This window comes from Mucilaginibacter sp. (genome assembly GCF_039921305.1).
In the GTDB taxonomy this organism is placed as follows: Bacteria; Bacteroidota; Bacteroidia; order Sphingobacteriales; family Sphingobacteriaceae; genus Mucilaginibacter.
On sequence record NZ_JBDSCA010000021.1, the window covers coordinates 102990 to 123943 of the forward strand.

The window sequence follows — 20954 nt, forward strand, 5'->3', positions numbered from 1 at the left end:
TTAAACGAAAAAAAATTTATAAGGTTACCGTTATGGGATTTTATTAATTGGGACTTTCCTGTACCATGCCATAACTAACCTAACCATGCGGTTATAGGTTTTTAAACCTTGCGGCTGATTGTTTGTTTTGAGATAATTATCGTACAAAACACTGCTGAATATGCCTGCTTTGCTTTCAAAGTTTTTCCAATAGAGCCGGTCGGTTTTACGATCGCGAAGTACCAGGGGCGATAGTTTTGTTCGTAGTTGTTTATAATCTAAACTATCTTTCCGGTAAACGGCGAACATAAACTCTTGCATACTGCTGTAGTATGCTGAATATCGTAAAAGCCTGTTATGCGAGCCTACTCCTGCTATAAAACCTCCAAAATTAGCTTCGTCTTCGGCGCCGAAACCCATTTGATGTGTCATTTCGTGGCAGGCGGTAAATGGCCTTAAAAACACAGGCATCTGGTAGTTTAGTTGCGCTTCGGATGTGAAAGGATCATAATAGCCCGCGGTACCCAAATAATTCATAAACCAGGTTAACAGCGATGGTTTAATATGAGGCTGAATAGCGGAAAACCCTTTTGTGGTTTTTGACAGGGTATCGATAGCTTTAACAGCGATTTGATAGATAGCGGGATTATCCTGAAGCAGATCTGTAGCGGTTAACCTGGCCCGGGTTGCGTTAGCACTATCAATCAGCATAAGCGTTACCGATTTGATATCCTCGTAAGTATAGCTGGTATCCTGCAAGTTAAGCCGTTTTGCTGCCGACGGGCGGAAATAATTTAGGCCCCACAATAAATAAAAGGCCAATATGAGCGTTTGGAGGCCAATAATTAATTTGAGCAGGTAGATCAATACAGCCTTAAATCGTTTTAAAAGCAGCCACCTGATAATTTTAATTAACGCGTATAAACAATAGATTATCAAAACGATATAAAGCACATCGCCAACGCTAAAGGGGATCATGTTTAATGCGGGGTGTAATACCCAACAGATACCGATATATAAGCCTCCTGAATAGAAACGCTCTATAGCATCAGGGTAATGCATAAACAGCAACATTAGCAACCATATTAAAGCCAAAGCAGCTATTATTACTACTTTGGATTCAATAGGCCCTTTGCTGTATTTGTAATGCATATTGCCAAATATAGTGGATATAAAAAATCCCCGGGCAATTTACAGCGTATTATGTTAGGTATTCGCCTACGTCAAGTGTTCCTTCAATTGAGTCGTCCATGGTTTTGTCTGTTACCAGGGATGCCGCCATTTTGGCGAAAGCGATCATCGCGCCGTGCTTATTATCCCAATAATATCCGGTTAACGGACTAACCTTAATATAGGTAACCAAAGGATCATCCTTACCTCCCTGGAACCATACTTTGGCAATTGGATCCCACAGTTGGTCAATTTTTGCTTTATCATCGCCAATTTCGGCCATTCCGTATATGTTTAAAAAGCCCGCGTGTGCCGATGCCTGGTAAAACAGGTGCACAAACGGATCGGCAGCTATTTCTTTATTATGCTCGCTATCCCGAACACTTAAAAACCAAATATTCCCTTCGTCATCAACCAGTTGGGTTGACATTGGCCTTGCCGATACGGGCAAACCAGTTTTAATGTTGGTTACTAAAAAACCGGTATCTGCCTTTTTAGTTAGCTCTTTTATCTTGCCGATAGCTTCCGGTCCTTCTAAAGGCTTGATGTGCTCTTCTTGCTGTGTAGCGTTTACGGTATCCATAATGTTCTTTTTAATTTAGATATATTAGAATAACCATCGCACTTACACTTTGTGTTGTTTATTTTAATTTATAAGAAATAAATAACAATAATATGAAATTGATGGCTAAGTATTAAGTTTATACCTTTGATTATCAAAATAAACAAAGCACATGAGTAAAGTACGCTGGGGAATATTAAGCACCGCTAAAATTGGCCGTATACAGGTTATACCAGCTATGCAAAAAGGCAAGTATGTTGAGGTTGCAGCCATAGCGTCGCGCAATGCCGAAAAAGCTCATAGCACAGCCGATGAATTAGGTATAAGTAAAGTATATGCTGATTATGAATCGCTGTTGGCTGATCAAGATATTGATGCCATTTATAATCCCCTCCCCAATCACTTACATGTGCCTTACACCATTAAAGCTTTACAGGCGGGCAAGCATGTACTGTGCGAAAAACCCATTGGTTTGAGTGCCGGTGAGGCGCAGCAGCTTTTAGACGCTACTCAACAATACTCGCATTTAAAAGTAATGGAAGCCTTTATGTACCGCTTTCACCCCCAATGGATAAAGGCGAAACAAATTATAGATGATGGTTTATTAGGCGAAGTAAAAAGCATACAGGCCCACTTTTCTTATTATAATGATGATGCCGCCAACATTCGTAATCAACCCGAAACCGGTGGCGGGGCTTTGATGGATATCGGATGTTATTGTGTTTCGTTCCCAAGATACCTTACCGGGAAAGAACCGCAACGTGTTGTGAGTTTGATAGACTTTGACCCACAAATGAAAACTGACCGTTTAACATCGGGCATGTTAGATTTTGGTGGTGGTGTACAAGCTACATTCACCTGCTCAACACAATTGGAACCTTACCAGCGTGTAAACATTTTTGGCACCAAGGGCCGCTTAGAAATTGAGATACCCGTTAACGCCGTTGCAGATGAACCGGCAAAGTTATGGCTGCAAAATAATAAAGTAATTAAAGAGCTAAGCACCGGCGCGGTTAATCAATATACTTTACAAGCCGATGAATTTAGCAAGGCGATATTGAACAATACTAACGTACCCACCCCATTAACCGACGCGGTAAGCAATATGAATGTTATTGATGCCTTGTTTAAGAGCGCTAAAGATAAAAGCTGGATAAGCTTATAGTTAGCCGGCTATTGCCATTTTTTCGCCATCTAAAAGTTGGAGCAATATTTTTTCGGCGGCATTAAGTTCTATAACGTTTACGCTTTCTTTTTCATCAAGTTGGTCAATGTATTTATTGATGGTGCCCTCTTCATAGCTTTTAATCACCGCGGGGTGCACATAGTATTTTTTGCAAACCGTACGGGTGTTGCCCAGGTTACCTGCTACTTCGTCTAATACACCCACTATCTTCTTTTTACATTCGCTTACTGTTTCAAAACCTCCGGCTATTTTAAAGGCGTATAAGGCGCTTACACTGCCCGCCCAGGTACGGAAATCTTTAGCGGTAAAATCTTCTCCGGTAGCCTGCTTAAGATAGTTATTTACATCGCCAGAGCCTATAGTACAGCGTTTATGCTCATCATCGTAATATTGAAACAGCTCCTTACCGGGGATATCACGGCATTGTTTAACCAGGCGGGCCAGTTTTTTACTATGCAACGCTATTTTTTGATAAACTCCTTTTTTGCCCCGAAACTCAAAGCTCATATCAGAGCCATTGATCTTGACGTGCCTATCCTGCAAAGTGGTTAAGCCGAATGAGCCGTAGAGTTTTTTATAAGCATCGTTACCCACACGAATGCTGGTTAGTTCCATTAGCTTAACTACCAGTGCCAATACTTTTTCGTAACCCAACTCTGTACGGGCCAGATCTTTAGCTACCTGCTTGCGGATGCTGGGTAAAAAGCTGGCAAACAATTGCATACGGTGAAACTTGGAATGGTTGCGTATTTTGTTCCATTCGGCATGGTAGCGGTATTGCTTTCTGCCGGCCGCATCAACGCCCGTAAACTGGAGATGCCCGTTTTCGTGAGGTGAGATCCATACATTGGTGTAGGCCGGTGGTATCACCAGGCTTTTAAAACGCTGCTGCAATTCTTTATCCTTAACAGGTTTGCCATCTGCATCATAAAAAGAGAAACCTGTTTTGGTAGCTTTGCGGGTATAGCCCGGAGATGAATCGCTTACATAGCGTAATCCTACAGCTTTTGCGGTTATCTTAGGGTCGCGACCAATTTTCTCTAACTTTTTTTGCAGACGATTCATGGGAATAATAACAAGAGTTTGAGATTTAAGTTTTATGATAATTTATTAATTGATGAAACTATCGTACCTAAGAAGAACATTTGCAAATGCGGCTGAAAATTGCGATATTGTATGGAGGAAGGATCAGGAGTCAAGATGCAACGATCAAGACATAAAATACCCAATTATCCAGGTATGAATTAGTTGTTGATGACGACATCAACAAAGGCGAAAAAACAGTTATAACCACCTGCCTAAATTGCGAAATTGATAATTCACTTTCAAATAATGATTGAAAAATACCGACAAATACTTATATTTTAAATTATTCTGGTTATTTATCGTTGCGAAAATGGCAATATGCAGAAGGCCGGAGGCCGGAAAATAGTAGTCACGAGCGAGACGCTCGCGCTAGCGATAACACCGATAAATACCGACAAAATTGTTATTCTGATTATTTTATAAGCTCTTTAAAACGCTCACTAAATACTCTACCTGATCGGCATGAATATCCAAATGCAACACAAAGCGGATGCGGTGTTTATCGGTGCTATTTGCTTTAATGCCTTTGGCAGCGAGTTTCGCAGTAACCGTATCAGCAGGTTCAATTGTATCAAATAATACGATGTTGGTTTCGGCAGGCAATACATTGCTTACCCATGGTAATGCCGCAAGTTCGGTAGCTAATATTTGAGTGTGAGCGTGGTCTATCTTTAAACGTTCCACATGGTGGTCTAAGGCATAAATTCCGGCAGCAGCCAAAAAACCAGCCTGGCGCATACCGCCGCCTAATACTTTACGAATGCGGCGTGCGTATTTAAGGGTTGCTTTATCCGCTAATAAAACAGAACCCACAGGCGCGCCTAAACCTTTAGACAGGCAAACCGATATGCCATCAAAGTATTGGCCATAACTTTTGGCACTATCGCCGGTATGGGCTAAGGCATTGAAAATACGGGCACCATCCAGATGGAGTTTCAGATCGTTCTTTTTACATAAGGAAGCTATAGGTGCGATATTATTCAATGTGTAGCAGCTGCCGCCTCCCTTATTTACCGTGTTCTCCAACACAACCAAACTGGTATCCGGGAAATGGATATTCTCGGGGTTAATTTCCGGCTCGATCATTTCGGCGGTTAATATACCGCGTGGGCCATTTAGTAAACGTGTTGATACGGCAGAGTTGAAGGCTATACCACCACCCTCGTAGCGATAAACGTGCGCGGTTTGATCGGCAATCAGCTCATCTAAAGGATGGGTAAAGCATTTAATGGCTATCTGATTAGTCATGGTGCCCGATGGGCAGAACATACCGGCTTCCATGCCAAATATGTTGGCAAGCTTTTCTTCGAGGGCGTTAACGGTTTCGTCTTCTCCAAAAACATCGTCGCCTACTTTGGCGCTCATCATGGCATCAAGCATGCCTGGTGTGGGTTTGGTTATGGTATCGCTTCGTAAATCAACAATCATATAATCTATTTAACAAATTTTAAGATTTCAATTAAGCGGTTAATTTAGCAAAATTATTAGCTTTATCGAGCAGAACCTAACCTTGTAACAATCAATTTATAAATGAGAACTCCCAAAGAAATTATAAAGATCGGTCAGCTCGAACTACGCTTTTTTCTGGATGGCGATGATGCCAATGGCCAAATGACCATGTTTGAATTTATTATCCCGGCAGGTGCTATGTTGAAGCATGGTTTGGTATTGCTAAACAATAAATTATAATTTGTCCGTTAAACTGTAATGAAAGCTTTTATCCTGCTCCTGCTTATTTCCATAATTTCAATTACCGCGCATGCCCAATTTGTGCCGGGGCATTATTACGATATTAATGGTGAAAAAGTACCGGGACTGATCAACAGGTATCCATCTGGTCAGGGTATTATGAAAAATGAAGGTTTTATAGAGTTTAAAGAAACCGAAAAAGACAAGCCGCAGCGTTTAAGCGCCAGTATGATACATGGCTTTGTAATTGGAGTTGATAGTTTTACCATATCGCACCCGCCACGTTACGGAGGAGCCTGGGGCAAAAACGAGCTTGATTTTATACAGGTGGTTGTAGCGGGGCCAACTAACTTATATATGATAGCTAATGGCTCTGGAGGTAATGGCGGAGGAGGTGGCGGCAGTCGGATCAGACCAATGATATCAACCGGGATAGGTACCGGTGGTGTAGGAATGGGAGGTGGTATTGGTATAAACCTTGGCGGTGGTGGTTCAGGTGGCGGGCCTGCGCATAACGCTTATTATTACGGCGAAACAACCGGAACTATGATGGCATTTAAGGCAGAAACCTTTATTGAATATATGAGCGATGTAATGGGTGATGAACCCGAAGTTGTGGAGAAAATAAGGGACGGTACTTTTAATATCAACAACATTGATGGCTTGGTTAAATATTATAAAATAGTAGTAGCTTCGCACAAAAAGCAATAAACCGGATAATGAGAAACACGTATTTATTAGCTATTTGTGCAGTTTTAATACTATCGGGATGCAGTAATCAAGGCAATATCAAAAAATTGATAGAAGTTCATTTTGAGAAGCTGAACAGGCATGATATTGAAAAGATAGCCACAGATTATTCGGCCGATACCAAAATAAACTCTACGGGTTTTGATGATGTGAGAACGGGACCCGCACAGGTTAAGATCATTTTCAATCGTTACTTTAGCTCATCTCCTGATTTACATTACACAATTAAAAATATCATTTATACCGATACCACGGCAACTGTAGAATATGAATCAGCCGGGTCAATCCCAGCAGATGATTTTACATCGCCGGTTTATATGCGGGGCAAAAAGTATACGCTGCGCAATTGCACAGTGTATCACATCAAAGACGATAGATCACATCCGAATCAAGCTATTTTGATCAGAACACGTTTTTGCACCAAATAGGCTATTTTGATCAGCCTGTGGATAAGCGCAATTAGTTGTCGTTATCGGGTACAACGGTTTCAATCCTTGGATCGCTATCATCGGTTTTATCTTTTTGTAGTTTGGTTGTATCGTTCTTTTGAACGTCCTTATCCAAAGCCGAATCACTTGAGTTTTCACCTGAAGTATTGTTCGCTCCTTCTTTACCTCCTGGTTTATTGCTGTTAGCTATCATATCGTTTAATTTATGGTATGATATACAACATAAAAACACAGCGAGGGTTTTGATCCATATAATTATCTTTGTATCAATGTTAAACAATGCAGCTACATACACCAAACAAATTAAAGCCTGGGCTAATGAGCTCGGTTTTATATTTTGCGGTATAGCGAAAGCTGAGTTTTTGGAAGATGAGGCTCCCCGGCTTGAGGCTTGGTTAAACAAGGGTTTTCATGGCGAAATGCAATACATGGAAAATCATTTTGATAAGCGCCTTGACCCGCGTTTACTGGTTGATGATGCAAAATCGGTTATCAGTTTAGGGCTTAATTATTATACGGATGCTCACCAGAGTGATTCTAACGCGCCCATTATTTCAAAATATGCGTACGGGGCTGATTATCATGATGTAATTAAGGGCAAACTAAAGCAATTACTTCAACTGATAAACGAGCATATTGGCGAAGTGCATGGCCGTGGATTTGTTGATTCGGCACCGGTGTTAGACCGGGCCTGGGCAAAAAAAGCGGGTTTGGGCTGGATAGGTAAAAACGCTAACCTGATCAGTAAAAAAACAGGCTCGTTCTTTTTTTTAGCGGAGCTGATTGTTGATCTTGACCTGGAATATGATGTTGAACCTACCGCCGACCATTGCGGAACCTGTACCAAATGTATTGATGCCTGCCCTACTGAGGCCATTGTTGGCCCTGCTATAGTTGATGGCAGCAAGTGTATCTCTTATTTAACCATTGAGCTTAAAAACGAGATTCCGGTTGCCTTTAAAAGTAAAATGGATAGTTGGATGTTCGGCTGTGATATTTGTCAGGATGTTTGTCCGTGGAATCGTTTTTCTATCATCCACAATGAGCCGGCGTTTCAACCCCACCCGGATCTGCTGGATATGACCAAACAAGACTGGAATGAGATAACCGAAGATGTTTTTAAAAAGGTATTTAAAGGATCAGCTGTAAAGCGAACAAAGTTTGCAGGCTTAAAACGCAATATAGATTTTGTGAAATGAGGTATTTATTGCTGATAACTTTGTTATTAAGTTGTTTGGCTATTAATGCGCAAATGCTGAAAATAAGAGATAGGAAAGCCAATGCCCTGAATGGCACACAGTTTTCCGCCTCGATAAGTGACACCTCTATCAACCTGAAACATCGTGAAAACATAATTTACAAAGCCATCAGGAAAGGAAATGTACCGGCCTTTTACAGACAATTAGTCCTGATAAAGGATACGCTCAAAATTACAGGAGTTACCAACACGATCAATTACTATGTACTGCCTGATTATTTAGCCGTTGGTACCGATTCAAATTATTTTTATTGCCCCATGACGCCTGCTTTGGCGCAGCGTGTAGCCAATAAACTCAAATGCAGCCTACTTACCCGTAAAATGGTTAACGATGTTTATCGTGACGCTGCTATAAAATTATCGCCATTGCCAATACCGCCAACATCGGCCATGACAACCGTTGCCGTATTTGAAAAGCATAATCAAATGCTAATACACCAAAAAGATAGCCTGGGGACAAATTATATTCCGGGCATGCTTACAGCCGGTAACAAAAAGGACGTGATCATATCGAACAGGATATACAACGATACCTCAGCATACCATATTGTGATATATGGCTGGCATAAAAAGAATGGCAAAGCTATACAACCTTTATATGCCAGGCACATTGGTAGCTGGGCCGATTATAGCCATGGCATCCGCCTGTCACAACGTAAAATCTGCGTAAATGGCAAAAAAACGAGCATAAAAAAAGTACTCCGGTCAGAGTACTTTAATGTTTTATTAAGCGATGAAGGCGTTATAAAAAAGCCTTTTTATCCTACTGATTAAGATTTAGCCCTTTTTAAATTTGCTGGCCAATAATTTCAACATATCGTCGTCAATAGGTTTGGCTTCTTCTTTTGGCTTTTGCTCTTGCCGGGGGATAAACGGTTTCCTGTCGCCCTGATCAGGCTTAGGTGTATATGGCTTTTTGTATTGCGGATTATTGTTTACAAATGGTTTTTTATCAACCGGAAGCTGACCTGAATTTGCAGCAGGTGCTTGAGTTTCGGTTTGCGGAGCAGCAGGCTTAGGTTCTGATTTTACCGGTTCACGTTTAGCCATAAAACGTTTGTGTATCTGCTCCAACTTACGTTTGGTAAACAATGGAAAATCGCCCTGCATCATCCATGAAAAATAGCTTGGCTCGGCTTTAAATACGTCTTCTACCTTTTTGCCTTTATGCTTACCAAAGTTGAATAACTCTTCGTTGTTATCATTATAAACCATTCTACCTGCAAAATCAACCGGTTTATTCAGATTGGTAAACTTGTGCAAGGCCTCAACATCATTTACAACGGGTTTGCTTTTAATACCTTTTTTATCTTCAAACTCGGTATCGGCATATTTTTCTATCTGCGCCAACAAAACCTCCATGGTAGCGCGGGTATCAGCTTCGGCAGAGTGTGCGTTGATGATATCTTTACCGCAATAAAACTGGTATGCCGCACGCAAGGTACGTTGCTCCATTTGGTGAAATATATTCTGCACATCAACAAAATGACGCTCATCAATATCAAAGGGATGGCCTACACGTAAAAACTCTTCCATCAACATCGGTATATCAAAGCGGTTGGAGTTATATCCCGCAAGGTCGCTATCTGCAATAAAATCAGCTATTTCGGCAGCGGCATTTTTAAATACAGGGGCATCTATCAAGTGTTCTTCGTAAATACCGTGTATCAATGATGACTCTATCGAGATCGGAATTTCGGGGTTAATTTTCCATGTTTTAACCTCTTCTGTACCATCCGGCATCAGTTTGATCACCGATATTTCTACTATACGGTCAACGCCAATATTTGTGCCGGTGGTTTCCAGATCAAAAAAAGCAAGCGGGCGTTTTAAGTTCAATTTCATTTGTAAGTGTTATGGCACAAAGGTGCTAAAATATGTAAACTATTTACAGTTAAATGCAGGTTAAAAAATGTTTACATTAATAATATGGAATATAATAAAAGAGTGCTATTTTTCCGGAACCTATATATCACATTAAATGAAAAAACTTCTACTCATTGTATTTGCAATTGTATTATCTGTTTCGGCTTATGCACAGGATTTCCAGGCCGGGAGATTTGTAAATGAAGAAATACAAATGACTAAGTATAATAAAGATACAACAGCACATGCCGTTGTGTTGCAGGAATTTGGCAAAACGTGGATAAGCAGTGCAGATCACGTTCCGTTGATACATGAATACCACGTTAAGATCAAAATATTCGATACCAAAGGTTTCGACGAAGCAAACGTTTCTGTTGGATTATATCACAGGGATGAGAACAGTCAATCAATTAGGGATATTAAAGGCATTACTTTTTACAAAGATGAGAATGGTCTTATCAGGAAAGCAGAACTTGATCCTAAAAAGATATTTACAGAAAAAAGGGATAACCGGCATGACAGGATAAAATTCACTCTGCCAAATTTAACTCCGGGCTGCATTATTGAGTACTCATATGTGTTGGAATCTCCCTATCCGGATAATTTTTTTCCCTGGGATTTCCAAACAGATATCCCTAAAGTTTACTCAGAATATGAGGCGCATATACCCGCCATTTACGAATATAACATATTACTTAGAGGCGGACTTAAACTCGCAAAGAATACCGCCGAGCTTGAACGCGAATGCTTTAGTTATTATGGCACCAAGGCCGACTGCTCAAAAATAACTTACGCCATGCGTGACATACCTGCCTTTGTAGGCGAAAAGTACATGACAGCGCCTGTTAATTATATATCGGCTCTGTATTTCGAAATGTCGGCATATACTAACCAAAATGGTATAAAAAAGAAACTAACACAAGAGTGGGCCGACGTTGACCGGGATTTAAAATCTACAGATATGTTTGGCGGGCAGATGAAACGCACCGGACTGATGAAAGATCGTATACCGGCTAAGATTCTGGCCGAACCAGATACCCTAACCAAGGCTCAGGCTATTTACACCTTTATGCAAAAGTGGTTTAAGTGGGATGGTAAGTATAACCACATTTACAGCGACGATGGTATAAAAAAAGCTTTAGATAGCCACAGCGGGAACGTGGGCGACGTTAATCTCTCTTTGATATCGGCACTAAACACAGCGGGGATTATAGCCGACGCGGTTATTCTATCAACCAGAGAAAATGGGATAGCCAATAAATTATTTCCGCAAACAAGCGAATTTGACTATGTAGTGGCCAGGGTGAATATAGGTAACAAGATATACATGCTTGATGCTACCGACCCATTACTTGCTTTTGGGATGCTACCTTTACGATGTATTAACGACCAGGGAAGGGTGATGAGTTTAAACAAACCATCGTACTGGATTGATATGTTTGAAACTCAAAAGTCGGCAACTACATCAACGCTCGACCTTACCTTGCAAAATGATGGCAAAATAAAAGGGACCATTACTACATTTTATACCGGTTATTCGGCTTACGAAAAGCGGCATGCCATTAAAAAATTCAACTCTACCGATGAATACGTTGAGAATCTGGACGAGCGTTTGCCTAAGATCAAAATAACAAAATCAGATTTGAGTAATCTTGATAGCCTGAATATGCCAGTGGTAGAAAAGTACGATGTAATCATAGATGGTTATACAAGCTTGAATCACGAAAGCATAGATTTCAATCCCGCTTTTTGGGATAAGGAAACAGAAAACCCATTCAAACTTGCTGAACGCAGTTATCCGGTTGATATGGGTTCTACGACAGACCACCGGCTTATATTAACGCTTCATTTTCCTGAAGGTTTTGTTGCCGGTAAACTGCCGGATGCGGTGGCTATTGGGTTGCCTAATAAAGGAGGGCGCTTTATTACCAATATTGAATTGGGCGAGAATACAATAAGCTACTCACAAATTGAACAATTTACCAAGTCGATATATCAGCCCGAGGAATACCCGTATTTGAAAGAGCTTTATAACAAAATCATACAAAACCAGAAAGCTACTATCGTATTTACCAAAAAGCCATGAGATATACGTTTTTAATACTATTGATAGCTATATTGGCATTTACAGCAAGCGCGCAACAAAAATACGATGTTAGCCAGATACCCAAAGATTTACTTGCGCACGCCAGTGCAGTAATCAGAAATGATGAAACCACCATCGAGGTAAAAGATCTAAACTCAGTTAATGGCCATTATAAGCAAGCTGTAACTGTATTAAACAAAAACGGAGACAATGTAGCTTCGTTATCAATTTGGCATGATAAAAGCCGACAAATCAAAAACGTTAAAGGATTTGTTTATGATGAATTTGGCAAATTAAAAAGCAAGATATCCGAAAGTGATTTTCAAGATGGTAATGTTGCCGATGGATCGTTATTTGATGGTACAAAAATCATGCGCTTCCATCCTACTGTAAATACTTACCCTTATACTGTAGAGTACGAATATGAAGTATCAAGTAAACAAACCCTGTATTTTGGTGATTGGTATACCGGTCAATCTATTGGAACTTCCGTAGAGCATAGCTTATACAGATTTATTTGCAAGCCCGATTTTAAAATCCATTACAAAGAAATTAACTACCCAGACCAGGTTAAAATAAGCGACACTTTACATACCAAAACTTACACTTGGCTTGTTAGTAAATTAAAGGCATTACGATATGAACCCCTTAGCCCTGAGTATGATAAGTTAGTTTCATCTGTTAAAATAACTGCTGAAAAATTCACCTATTATGGCATCCCCGGATCATTTACCAACTGGAACGAATATGGAAAATGGATGTATGATAATTTGCTAAAAAGCAGGCATGAATTACCATTAGAGACAATTAACCGTGTAAAAGATCTGACTAAAGATATAACTAACCCAAAACAAAAAGCAAAGTTGATTTACGAATATATGCAGCAAAAAACACGTTATGTTAGCGTTCAGGTTGGAATAGGTGGTTATCAGCCATTTTTAGCTAAAGATGTAGACCTGGTTGGTTATGGTGATTGTAAGGCACTTGTTAATTACACACAAAGTTTATTGAGCGCGGTTGGTATTGACTCATATTATGTAGAAGTTAAATCAGGCAATACAAAGATAAGCGCTTTGCCAGATTTTGCCAGTATAAGTCAGTCCGACCATATTATATTATGTGTACCGTTCAAAAATGACACAACCTGGTCAGATTGTACCAGTCAGGAACTCCCGTTTGGCTATTTAGGTAATTTTACCGACGACCGAAATGTTGTAGCCTGCACACAAGAGGGTGGTAAGTTTATGCACACTCCGGTTTTAAAATCAGTTGATAACAAAACTATCCATAATGCCAAATTCATCTTAACTAATAGCGGCGAATTAAAGGGCGAAATGATAACAGAGCTTGAAGGCTCAGAATACGAAGAACGTGATTACCTTTTAAAAGAATCATTTAAAGAACAGACAAAAGCGCTTAAAAACACTTATCCTATTGAAAATTTAGAGATCGAAAGCATTATTTTAAAACAAGATAAAGGTATTAAACCAAAAACCACAGAAACGATAAAGCTGCAAGCCCGGGATTACATTAACCAAAATGGAAATCAATTGTCGTTTGCACCAAATACAGTCAGTAAATACATTACACCACTTAAAGAAGTGCCGAACCGCAAAAACCCCATTTATATTAACCGTGGATATCTGGATGAAGATAACATTAGTTATACCCTACCCGATGGTTACAGTATTACCACCAAGCCATTAACGTTAACTATTGATAAGCCATTTGGCAAATACAGCACAAGCACACAAATTATTGGTAATAAGCTAATTTACAAACGTAGTTTACAATTGAACGATGGGACATTTGATAAAGACATGTACACAGACCTGATGGATTTTTATCAAACCATTTACGAAGCCGACCGCTACACCCTCACGCTGGAAAAGAAGTAATCAACCCTTAAAGTAACTCACAATAATTATCCCGAGAACGATGCCTACTACCATAACTATGTATAGCATAATCTCGTTACCGGCAAACTTTTTATACTTTGTCCAAAAGGAGTAATCTGGTTTGGGTTTTGACATGATGCAGCAAAGTTAACAAATTCGACTTACCCTACTCCACGGCAGAAGCTATAACGGAACCGCATCTCGAAAAATATTTGTAAGTGTAGGGGTCGTGCAGTTTGATAATGACAACGCCTTTGCTGGTGCTGGCATGCACTACATAGTCGTTTTGCAGGTATACACCTACGTGGCTAAACTTTTTGCCATCGTAATCCCAAAAAACCAAGTCACCTTCTTGTAGCTGTTCTTCGTATTTGCGTTTGATAACGCCTACCTGCTGGCTCGTCATCCGCGGAAGCACAATACCGTAAACCTGCTGTTGTAAAAGCTGAACAAAGCCTGAGCAATCAATACCGCTTTTATCCTGGCCGCCAAAATGGTAGGGCGTACCATACCAATCTTCAATAAAAGCATATAACCTACCGTTTTGAATATCGCTTTTGCTCACTCCCATTTTCTCGGAATACTTCTCGGCTATAGATTTATCAGCCTTTACCATCTCGCCCGGTTTACCCTTCATAGCCGCTTTACGCGAATGACAGGATGATAAAACAAGGCAACTGATTAAACAGCAAAGCCCAAAGCTTAGGTAGCTACGGAATTTCATACTATAAAAATAGATGGGAATGCTGTGTTGAAATAATGGATATTATCAACATATCAACAAAAATCAGGAATCAAGATGCAAGAATCAAGAGACAAGAACCTTATTTATCTTGATTCTTGCACCTTGATTCCTGATTCTGATTTAGCTTTTTATCACCCGCTGTATTTCATCCAGCTTCATCAAAGCCTCAATTGGTGTAAGTGTATTTACTTCCAAATTATTCAGCATATCGCGTATTTTAACCAAAACAGGGTCGTCAATACTGAACATTTGCATTTGTACCGCTTGCTTTTGCACCTTTTTGATGCTCTCTTTAATGCTCTCGCCACCGGTACGTTCCTGCTCCAGCTTTTTAAGTATCTCGTTAGCCCTGCTCAATACCTTTGGCGGCATACCGGCCAGTTTAGCTACGTGGATACCAAAACTATGCTCACTCCCACCAGGTACCAGTTTACGTAAAAAGATGATCTTGTGTCCAACTTCCTTAACTGTAACGTTGTAGTTTTTGATGCGGCCAAACATGTTGGTCAACTCATTCAACTCATGGTAATGCGTAGCGAATAGTGTTTTCGCTTTCGCAGATGGATGATTGTGCAGGTACTCCGCAATGGCCCAGGCTATCGAGATCCCATCATAAGTTGATGTACCACGCCCTATTTCATCTAGTAAGATCAAACTCCTGTCGGATAAATTATTCAGGATGCTTGCTGTCTCGTTCATCTCCACCATAAAGGTTGATTCACCCGATGATAAGTTATCCGATGCTCCAACCCTCGTAAATATCTTATCCACCAAACCGATCTCGGCGCCCTTAGCGGGAACAAAGCAACCCATCTGCGCCATCAGTACGATCAAGCCCGTTTGCCTCAATATAGCCGACTTACCCGCCATATTCGGCCCTGTAATAATGATGATCTGCTGCGAATCCGAATCCAGAAAAACATCATTGGTAATATATTCTTCGCCTAAAGGCAAATTCTTCTCAATAACCGGGTGGCGACCGCCTTTAATGTCAATTACGCTGCCTTCGTTTATCACCGGCTTAACGTAGTAGTTTTTGATGGCGATGGTGGCAAAATTGAGCAATACATCTAACTGGGCCACCAAATGCGCGTTGAACTGGATGGGCTTAATGTATTCCATTAAGTCGTACAGCAACTCGTTATACAGGCGGGTTTCTAAGGCTAATATCTTTTCTTCTGCACCTAATATCTGCTCTTCGTATTCCTTTAATTCGGGTGTAATATAACGCTCCGCATTAACCAGCGTTTGCTTGCGGATCCATTCCGTTGGCACTTTATCCTTATGGGCATTGCTCACTTCTAAATAGTAGCCAAATACATTATTGAAAGCAACTTTGAGCGATGGTATGCGGGTTAACTCAGCTTCGCGCTTTTGTATCTCTAACAAATATCCCTTGCCACCAAAGGCTATCTTGCGTAAGCGGTCCAATTCCTCATTAATGCCCTCGGCAATAACACCACCTTTAACTATCATTACCGGCGGCTCGTTTTGCAACTCCTTTTCAATACGCTCGCGCATTAATACGCAGGGGTTTAATTGCTCACCAATGGTTTTTAGAGCCCTGTTTCCACTCTCGCCGCAAAGGCTTTTCACTATCTCAATGGCAGATAATGCCCTTTTCAACTGGCACACTTCGCGCGGATTAGCTTTTTGCAAGCCTATTTTGGATATCAAACGCTCCAGATCACCAATATTACGGATCTGCTGCTTTAACTCTTCTTTCTGCTCTTCATGGTTGATCAGGTATTCAACCACGTTCAGCCGGTCTTCAATTGGTTTGCGCTCCTTCAATGGCATTACTATCCAACGTCTAAGCATCCTCGCTCCCATTGGCGAACAGGTGTGATCCAGCACATCAACAAGCGTAACCGCGTTCTCGTTATGCGAACCGATCAACTCCAGGTTGCGGATACTGAACCTATCCAGCCATAAAAACTTTTCTTCCTCTATCCTGCTTATTGCCGATATATGTTGCAGGTTTTTATGCTCCGTCTCGTTTAAATAATGCAAAGCCACACCAGCGGCTACAATACCTAAATTGAGCTTATCAATACCAAAACCTTTTAACGATTTTACCTCGAAATGCTTCAACAACGTTTCCGTAGCATAATCACCGGTATAGGCCCATTCATCTAAAGCGTAGGTATAAAAGCGGTCGCCAAAAGTTTCCTTAAATACACTGTGTCGGCTTTTCGGGAAGATCACCTCACTCGGACTAAAACTTTGCAGCAGCTTATCAATATAGTCGCTGTTACCCTGAGCCGTTAAAAACTCACCTGTTGATATATCTAACAAAGCTATCCCAATGGTATTCTTCTCAAAATGAAGCGATGCCAGGTAGTTATTGCTCTTTTGCTGAACAATGTTATCGCCATAAGCAACGCCCGGTGTAACCAGCTCGGTAACGCCACGCTTAACAATGGTTTTGGTAGTTTTAGGATCTTCCAACTGATCGCATATCGCGACACGCTGACCGGCCCTAACCAACTTAGGCAGATAAGTATCCAACGAGTGGTGCGGAAAGCCCGCCAGCTCAATATAAGTAGCCTGCCCATTAGCACGCCTGGTTAACACAATACCCAATATGCCCGAGGCCTTAACCGCGTCCTCGCCAAAAGTTTCGTAAAAATCACCCACGCGGAACAGCAGCAATGCACCAGGGTGCTTTGCCTTAATAGTATTATACTGCTGCATTAAGGGCGTTTCTTTGGTTGCGTCTTTTGCCAAGTTATGTGTATAGTTTAAAGGGCTAAGTTAAGCCGATTGTGCGGGATGCGGCAGTGATGTTGAAAAAATTACGTTTGTGGATTGTTGAGAAGTTTGGACCAATTAAATACCATTAATAAGCTTTAATTCAATATCGGTAAATTTATCAATAACCATACTACTTTAGGTAACACAGTAATCATCGTATTAAAACAATTATTTATTGATTTACAATAAATAATTGTTTTATATAAATAAAAAAATGTTTATTTGCATACCATTAAATTTATCATGAAAATTAAATTAAACACTAACATTGTAATCAATAGCTTGACTATAGCCTTTGCGGTTTTGATGTCACTATATTTTATAATAATAATAAACCACATAGATGTAGGTTTTTTAAACAAAGGAGGTTCCGATATTTATTCTGCCCCGGATAATTTGAAACCTATTGACCCCTCTCCTCCATCTGATATGCCTTACTATAAATACATAGCCTTTCGCGATAGCGTTAAACAAATGCGCGATCTTAAAGACGGAAACATGCCACAAGTAGGCGGGGGCCAGTTCGGCTATTTGTTAGGCACCGGCGGCAGTTATAAATTATGCGACACATGTACTTTAAAGAGATTTTGGAGCTATACCAACCGTAACGGGATAGATAATGTCGTATATTATTTAAAACTCCCGGGGTGGAAATTAAAAGATGCTAAACTCGATTATTTCAGAGACGATTCGGTGAAATATTACATGGAGCACAATCAGGCACACTTACGTAAAATTATAGTTGATAGTAATACAAAAGACAAAGAAGGCAATACACATCATAATATGCATATAACAGACATACCTGTCAAATTCAGGTATATTAAAGGTGATCAGTGCATTGCTATACCTGTTAGCAGGGCAACCAAAAACGCCATGGATTTCATAATCATGATTCCTGGCATTTTAACTGTTTTATATGCTCTTTATCTGATAGCCCTGTTTTTAAAACTCATGATGGATCTATCCAAAGGTCTTGCTTTTACCGCCCATAATTTAAGCACATTAAAGTTAATTGCTATAAGCCTAATAACATATCCTTTAGTAAGCATTGTTATCATTTACAGTCAGCGGCTTATATTCTATCGTTACTTCACTTCGGATATTGTACTGAATAGGGATGTGTGGGATTCGTGGAAAATTATTGGCATAGGATTCGTATTTTTGCTACTGTTCCGGGCTTTCCACCAAGGCAAAATTTTAAAAGAGGAGCAAGATCTAACCGTTTAAGCATGCCAATTATAGTTAACTTAGATGTGATGATGGCCCGGCGAAAAATGAGTTTAACCGAGCTAAGCGAAAAAGTAGGGATTACGATGGCCAACCTCTCCATCCTAAAAACAGGCAAAGCCAAAGCGGTACGCTTAGAAACGCTCGAAAGCATTTGCAAAATACTGAACTGCCAGCCCGGAGATATTTTAGAGTATATAGAATAAGTTCGGATTTATTCATTGATATCACGATGTTTGATTTACTATGATAAAAAGCAATCCGAAATCGAACATCCGAATTCCGAAATATGTATAACAATCTTATCCAGCACATCCTCAAATTTACTCCGCTTACCGCGGATGAAATAGAACAGATCAACCAGTCGGTAAGCATCCAAAAAGTTAAAAAGAAAACCTTTTTGCTTGAAGCCGGTAAAGTATGTAAATCAAACTATTTCGTGGTAAAAGGCTGCCTGCGCCTGTATTTTGTAGATCGTAAACTGACCGAGCAGATCACCCAGTTCGCTATCGAAAACTGGTGGATAACCGATCAGGATAGTTTTGACAGCCGCCAACCTTCCCAATATTACATTCAGGCGGTTGAAGATACCGAAGTTATCTATATCAATAAAGATGCTTTAGAACAACTCTACATCAGTGTACCAAAGCTTGAGCGTTATTTCCGTATCATATTTCAAAGAGTGTATACCGCCTGGCAAAGGCGCACCAAATTTTTATACGATCAAACCGACGAAGAACGCTACCGCTTTTTCAGCGAAGCCTTCCCTGGCTTTATGCAACGGGTACCCTTATATATGATAGCGTCCTATCTGGGCTTTACACCACAATTTTTGAGTAAGATACGCGCGAAAAAAGTATAAGCCCAACGTCGAATTTCTTAATCATGATTCATTTTTTGAAGGGGTATCATCCCCCATCTTTGTATCAACAAAAACATAGAAATCATGAGTAACCGTATTAACATCTTCAAAGTAGAACCAGCCGCTTACAAAGCTTTAATGGGTTTAGAGCAATACATTGATAGCAGCCCACTAACAAAAACCCATAAAGAACTGATCAAGATCCGCGCTTCACAAATTAATGGCTGTGCCTATTGCATTAACATGCATACCAAAGATGCTTTGGCCCATGGCGAAAGTTTGCAACGCATTTTAACCCTGAGCGCATGGTATGATACCACCTTTTTCACACCCGAAGAAGAAGCTATTTTAGCCCTGACCGAAGAAGTAACACGGATCACCGGTCGCGTATCCGACGAAACTTATAACCGCGCAGCCCAATTATTCGACGAGCATTACCTGGCCCAGATCATCGTGATGATCACCAGTATAAACGCCTGGAACCGCATCAGCATCAGCACCCGATTAGAGCCTGCAAAGGATTAATTTCAATTAAATAAAGCAATGTCATTTCGAACCGAAGGGAGAAATCTTCTGCAAGGTTCATCTGCATACGATAAGTCTACAGTAGATACATCGCAAGCAGAAGATTTCTCAGTCGTCCCTTCCTTTGAAATGACATACTTTTATTATACCAAGCTATGGCACGATATATGACTGATATCTATCATGAATCTGTCTATCAAACAATCATCCGGCTATATCAGGCAATCGTTGCAAAACCTATCTCACGATGGCTTTAAAAAGATATTTGAAAACATCAACCTATACGGAATTAAAAAAAGTGTAGATAAACGTGGTTTAGATGGGTTCATCAATCATTGCGCCCGTTTAGCAGCCGGAACCGGGGCAATAGCGGGCAGTGGCGGAGCTATCACCATGATAGCAAGCTTGCCTATTGATGTGGTAAATAACATTACCCAGCAATTCAGGGTAACATTGGCCATCATTTATTACAAACGTGGCACTTATCAAATCAGTTTCGAAGAGTTCATGTCCATCATAGCCACCTCCATGAAGGTAGAGGCCGGTGTAGCTATCACCAAAACCATGCTTGAAGAAATTGCCGAAAAACTTTTACTCAAAATGGGCTCAAAAACTGCCGGCAGGTTAATACCCATATTTGGCGCGGCCATTGGCGGCACCGCTAATTACTTATTTGTAAAAGGTGTAGCAAAAGCTGTTAAAGAAATGAAAAACTTTTAACATTTAGTAAAGGAGATCTTTCTTCAAAATCCGAAATCGAACATCCCAAATCCGAAATATCCTGTAACAAATTGAAATTTGAATACTCTATTGTATATTGTACAATAATTTAAATCAAATCAATTAAAATACCATC

General features: G+C 40.4%; 22 protein-coding genes. 13 read left to right on the forward strand and 9 right to left on the reverse strand.

Features of this window, described 5'->3' with window-relative positions; genetic code table 11:
• Nucleotides 1–30: 30 nt before the first annotated feature.
• Together ABIN91_RS05235 and ABIN91_RS05240 are read right to left on the reverse strand one after the other, a co-directional pair.
• Entirely contained in the window at nucleotides 31–1131 is a 1101-nt protein-coding gene (locus tag ABIN91_RS05235) for a DUF3810 domain-containing protein (protein ID WP_348049196.1), read from the reverse strand.
• A 49-nt stretch (nucleotides 1132–1180) separates the two neighbouring features.
• A complete protein-coding gene (locus ABIN91_RS05240) occupies nucleotides 1181–1732 on the reverse strand; it encodes a pyridoxamine 5'-phosphate oxidase family protein (RefSeq protein ID WP_348049198.1) in 552 nt (183 codons plus the stop codon).
• 151 nt (nucleotides 1733–1883) lie between these two features.
• On the opposite strand from ABIN91_RS05240, the gene ABIN91_RS05245 reads away from it, so the two are divergent.
• Entirely contained in the window at nucleotides 1884–2876 is a 993-nt protein-coding gene (locus ABIN91_RS05245; protein WP_348049200.1) for a Gfo/Idh/MocA family oxidoreductase, read from the forward strand.
• Here the strand turns inward: ABIN91_RS05245 and ABIN91_RS05250 are convergent, their stop codons facing one another.
• Both ABIN91_RS05250 and ABIN91_RS05255 read right to left on the reverse strand, forming a co-directional pair.
• Nucleotides 2877–3962, reverse strand: coding sequence for a DNA topoisomerase IB (locus tag ABIN91_RS05250; protein WP_348049202.1), 1086 nt, complete (start codon nucleotides 3960–3962; stop codon nucleotides 2877–2879).
• Nucleotides 3963–4400: 438 nt separating this feature from the next.
• Nucleotides 4401–5411: a GntG family PLP-dependent aldolase gene (locus ABIN91_RS05255; RefSeq protein ID WP_348049204.1), complete on the reverse strand. Its 1011-nt coding sequence runs from the start codon at nucleotides 5409–5411 to the stop codon at nucleotides 4401–4403.
• A gap of 102 nt (nucleotides 5412–5513) precedes the next feature.
• On the opposite strand from ABIN91_RS05255, the gene ABIN91_RS05260 reads away from it, so the two are divergent.
• Genes ABIN91_RS05260 through ABIN91_RS05270 form a run of 3 tightly spaced genes read left to right on the forward strand, consistent with a single transcriptional unit; the run spans nucleotide 5514 to nucleotide 6850 of the window.
• Nucleotides 5514–5672 carry a hypothetical protein gene (locus tag ABIN91_RS05260; protein WP_348049206.1) on the forward strand — a complete coding sequence of 53 codons (159 nt, stop codon included), beginning with the start codon at nucleotides 5514–5516 and terminating at the stop codon, nucleotides 5670–5672.
• A gap of 18 nt (nucleotides 5673–5690) precedes the next feature.
• Nucleotides 5691–6383: a hypothetical protein gene (locus tag ABIN91_RS05265; protein ID WP_348049208.1), complete on the forward strand. Its 693-nt coding sequence runs from the start codon at nucleotides 5691–5693 to the stop codon at nucleotides 6381–6383.
• A gap of 8 nt (nucleotides 6384–6391) precedes the next feature.
• Nucleotides 6392–6850, forward strand: a complete 459-nt coding sequence (locus tag ABIN91_RS05270; RefSeq protein WP_348049210.1) for a nuclear transport factor 2 family protein — start codon at nucleotides 6392–6394, stop codon at nucleotides 6848–6850.
• 31 nt (nucleotides 6851–6881) lie between these two features.
• Here the strand turns inward: ABIN91_RS05270 and ABIN91_RS05275 are convergent, their stop codons facing one another.
• A complete protein-coding gene (locus ABIN91_RS05275; RefSeq protein WP_348049212.1) occupies nucleotides 6882–7064 on the reverse strand; it encodes a hypothetical protein in 183 nt (60 codons plus the stop codon).
• A gap of 76 nt (nucleotides 7065–7140) precedes the next feature.
• Between ABIN91_RS05275 and queG the strand changes: the two genes are divergently transcribed.
• Together queG and ABIN91_RS05285 are read left to right on the forward strand one after the other, a co-directional pair.
• Nucleotides 7141–8070: a tRNA epoxyqueuosine(34) reductase QueG gene (queG, locus tag ABIN91_RS05280; RefSeq protein ID WP_348049214.1), complete on the forward strand. Its 930-nt coding sequence runs from the start codon at nucleotides 7141–7143 to the stop codon at nucleotides 8068–8070.
• A gap of 53 nt (nucleotides 8071–8123) precedes the next feature.
• Nucleotides 8124–8903, forward strand: a complete 780-nt coding sequence (locus ABIN91_RS05285; RefSeq protein WP_348049216.1) for a hypothetical protein — start codon at nucleotides 8124–8126, stop codon at nucleotides 8901–8903.
• 3 nt (nucleotides 8904–8906) lie between these two features.
• On the opposite strand, the gene ABIN91_RS05290 is transcribed toward ABIN91_RS05285, so the two are convergent.
• On the reverse strand, nucleotides 8907–9974 hold the full coding sequence (locus ABIN91_RS05290; protein ID WP_348049218.1) for an exonuclease domain-containing protein: 1068 nt from the start codon (nucleotides 9972–9974) through the stop codon (nucleotides 8907–8909).
• A 136-nt stretch (nucleotides 9975–10110) separates the two neighbouring features.
• Between ABIN91_RS05290 and ABIN91_RS05295 the strand changes: the two genes are divergently transcribed.
• Both ABIN91_RS05295 and ABIN91_RS05300 read left to right on the forward strand, forming a co-directional pair.
• Complete coding sequence (locus tag ABIN91_RS05295; RefSeq protein WP_348049220.1) at nucleotides 10111–12081, forward strand: DUF3857 domain-containing protein; 1971 nt, start codon at nucleotides 10111–10113, stop codon at nucleotides 12079–12081.
• The gene (locus tag ABIN91_RS05300; protein WP_348049222.1) at nucleotides 12078–13979 is read left to right on the forward strand and encodes a DUF3857 domain-containing protein; all 1902 of its coding nucleotides are present in this window, start codon (nucleotides 12078–12080) and stop codon (nucleotides 13977–13979) included. Before ABIN91_RS05295 ends, ABIN91_RS05300 begins: the two co-directional genes overlap by 4 nt.
• On the opposite strand, the gene ABIN91_RS05305 is transcribed toward ABIN91_RS05300, so the two are convergent.
• The 3 genes from ABIN91_RS05305 to mutS form a co-directional block, all read right to left on the reverse strand.
• On the reverse strand, nucleotides 13980–14114 hold the full coding sequence (locus tag ABIN91_RS05305) for a hypothetical protein (protein WP_348049224.1): 135 nt from the start codon (nucleotides 14112–14114) through the stop codon (nucleotides 13980–13982).
• 31 nt (nucleotides 14115–14145) lie between these two features.
• Nucleotides 14146–14616, reverse strand: a complete 471-nt coding sequence (locus ABIN91_RS05310; protein WP_348049226.1) for an NlpC/P60 family protein — start codon at nucleotides 14614–14616, stop codon at nucleotides 14146–14148.
• A gap of 228 nt (nucleotides 14617–14844) precedes the next feature.
• Nucleotides 14845–17454, reverse strand: coding sequence for a DNA mismatch repair protein MutS (gene mutS, locus ABIN91_RS05315; protein WP_348049228.1), 2610 nt, complete (start codon nucleotides 17452–17454; stop codon nucleotides 14845–14847).
• Between the two features lie 270 nt (nucleotides 17455–17724).
• Between mutS and ABIN91_RS05320 the strand changes: the two genes are divergently transcribed.
• The 5 genes from ABIN91_RS05320 (at nucleotide 17725) to ABIN91_RS05340 (ending at nucleotide 20818) form a co-directional block, all read left to right on the forward strand.
• Nucleotides 17725–18711, forward strand: coding sequence for a DUF2975 domain-containing protein (locus ABIN91_RS05320; protein WP_348049230.1), 987 nt, complete (start codon nucleotides 17725–17727; stop codon nucleotides 18709–18711).
• A 2-nt stretch (nucleotides 18712–18713) separates the two neighbouring features.
• Nucleotides 18714–18917 (forward strand): helix-turn-helix transcriptional regulator, encoded by a 204-nt coding sequence (locus ABIN91_RS05325; protein WP_348049232.1) that lies wholly within the window; start codon nucleotides 18714–18716, stop codon nucleotides 18915–18917.
• Between the two features lie 83 nt (nucleotides 18918–19000).
• Complete coding sequence (locus tag ABIN91_RS05330; protein ID WP_348049234.1) at nucleotides 19001–19573, forward strand: Crp/Fnr family transcriptional regulator; 573 nt, start codon at nucleotides 19001–19003, stop codon at nucleotides 19571–19573.
• An 84-nt stretch (nucleotides 19574–19657) separates the two neighbouring features.
• Nucleotides 19658–20098, forward strand: coding sequence for a carboxymuconolactone decarboxylase family protein (locus tag ABIN91_RS05335; protein ID WP_348049236.1), 441 nt, complete (start codon nucleotides 19658–19660; stop codon nucleotides 20096–20098).
• 183 nt (nucleotides 20099–20281) lie between these two features.
• On the forward strand, nucleotides 20282–20818 hold the full coding sequence (locus ABIN91_RS05340; protein WP_348049238.1) for a hypothetical protein: 537 nt from the start codon (nucleotides 20282–20284) through the stop codon (nucleotides 20816–20818).
• The last annotated feature ends 136 nt before the right edge of the window (nucleotides 20819–20954 follow it).

Coding starts and splice junctions, on each gene's coding strand:
- ABIN91_RS05300 (WP_348049222.1), top strand. CDS start 12,078: ATGAGATATACGTTTTTAATACTATTGATAGCTATATTGGCATTTACA.
- ABIN91_RS05340 (WP_348049238.1), top strand. CDS start 20,282: ATGAATCTGTCTATCAAACAATCATCCGGCTATATCAGGCAATCGTTG.
- ABIN91_RS05275 (WP_348049212.1), bottom strand. CDS start 7,064: ATGATAGCTAACAGCAATAAACCAGGAGGTAAAGAAGGAGCGAACAAT.
- ABIN91_RS05250 (WP_348049202.1), bottom strand. CDS start 3,962: ATGAATCGTCTGCAAAAAAAGTTAGAGAAAATTGGTCGCGACCCTAAG.
- ABIN91_RS05235 (WP_348049196.1), bottom strand. CDS start 1,131: ATGCATTACAAATACAGCAAAGGGCCTATTGAATCCAAAGTAGTAATA.
- ABIN91_RS05290 (WP_348049218.1), bottom strand. CDS start 9,974: ATGAAATTGAACTTAAAACGCCCGCTTGCTTTTTTTGATCTGGAAACC.
- ABIN91_RS05320 (WP_348049230.1), top strand. CDS start 17,725: ATGAAAATTAAATTAAACACTAACATTGTAATCAATAGCTTGACTATA.
- ABIN91_RS05335 (WP_348049236.1), top strand. CDS start 19,658: ATGAGTAACCGTATTAACATCTTCAAAGTAGAACCAGCCGCTTACAAA.
- ABIN91_RS05325 (WP_348049232.1), top strand. CDS start 18,714: ATGCCAATTATAGTTAACTTAGATGTGATGATGGCCCGGCGAAAAATG.
- ABIN91_RS05305 (WP_348049224.1), bottom strand. CDS start 14,114: ATGTCAAAACCCAAACCAGATTACTCCTTTTGGACAAAGTATAAAAAG.
- ABIN91_RS05330 (WP_348049234.1), top strand. CDS start 19,001: ATGTATAACAATCTTATCCAGCACATCCTCAAATTTACTCCGCTTACC.
- ABIN91_RS05270 (WP_348049210.1), top strand. CDS start 6,392: ATGAGAAACACGTATTTATTAGCTATTTGTGCAGTTTTAATACTATCG.
- ABIN91_RS05260 (WP_348049206.1), top strand. CDS start 5,514: ATGAGAACTCCCAAAGAAATTATAAAGATCGGTCAGCTCGAACTACGC.
- ABIN91_RS05255 (WP_348049204.1), bottom strand. CDS start 5,411: ATGATTGTTGATTTACGAAGCGATACCATAACCAAACCCACACCAGGC.
- ABIN91_RS05265 (WP_348049208.1), top strand. CDS start 5,691: ATGAAAGCTTTTATCCTGCTCCTGCTTATTTCCATAATTTCAATTACC.
- ABIN91_RS05240 (WP_348049198.1), bottom strand. CDS start 1,732: ATGGATACCGTAAACGCTACACAGCAAGAAGAGCACATCAAGCCTTTA.
- ABIN91_RS05245 (WP_348049200.1), top strand. CDS start 1,884: ATGAGTAAAGTACGCTGGGGAATATTAAGCACCGCTAAAATTGGCCGT.
- queG (WP_348049214.1), top strand. CDS start 7,141: ATGTTAAACAATGCAGCTACATACACCAAACAAATTAAAGCCTGGGCT.
- ABIN91_RS05295 (WP_348049220.1), top strand. CDS start 10,111: ATGAAAAAACTTCTACTCATTGTATTTGCAATTGTATTATCTGTTTCG.
- ABIN91_RS05310 (WP_348049226.1), bottom strand. CDS start 14,616: ATGAAGGGTAAACCGGGCGAGATGGTAAAGGCTGATAAATCTATAGCC.
- ABIN91_RS05285 (WP_348049216.1), top strand. CDS start 8,124: ATGCTGAAAATAAGAGATAGGAAAGCCAATGCCCTGAATGGCACACAG.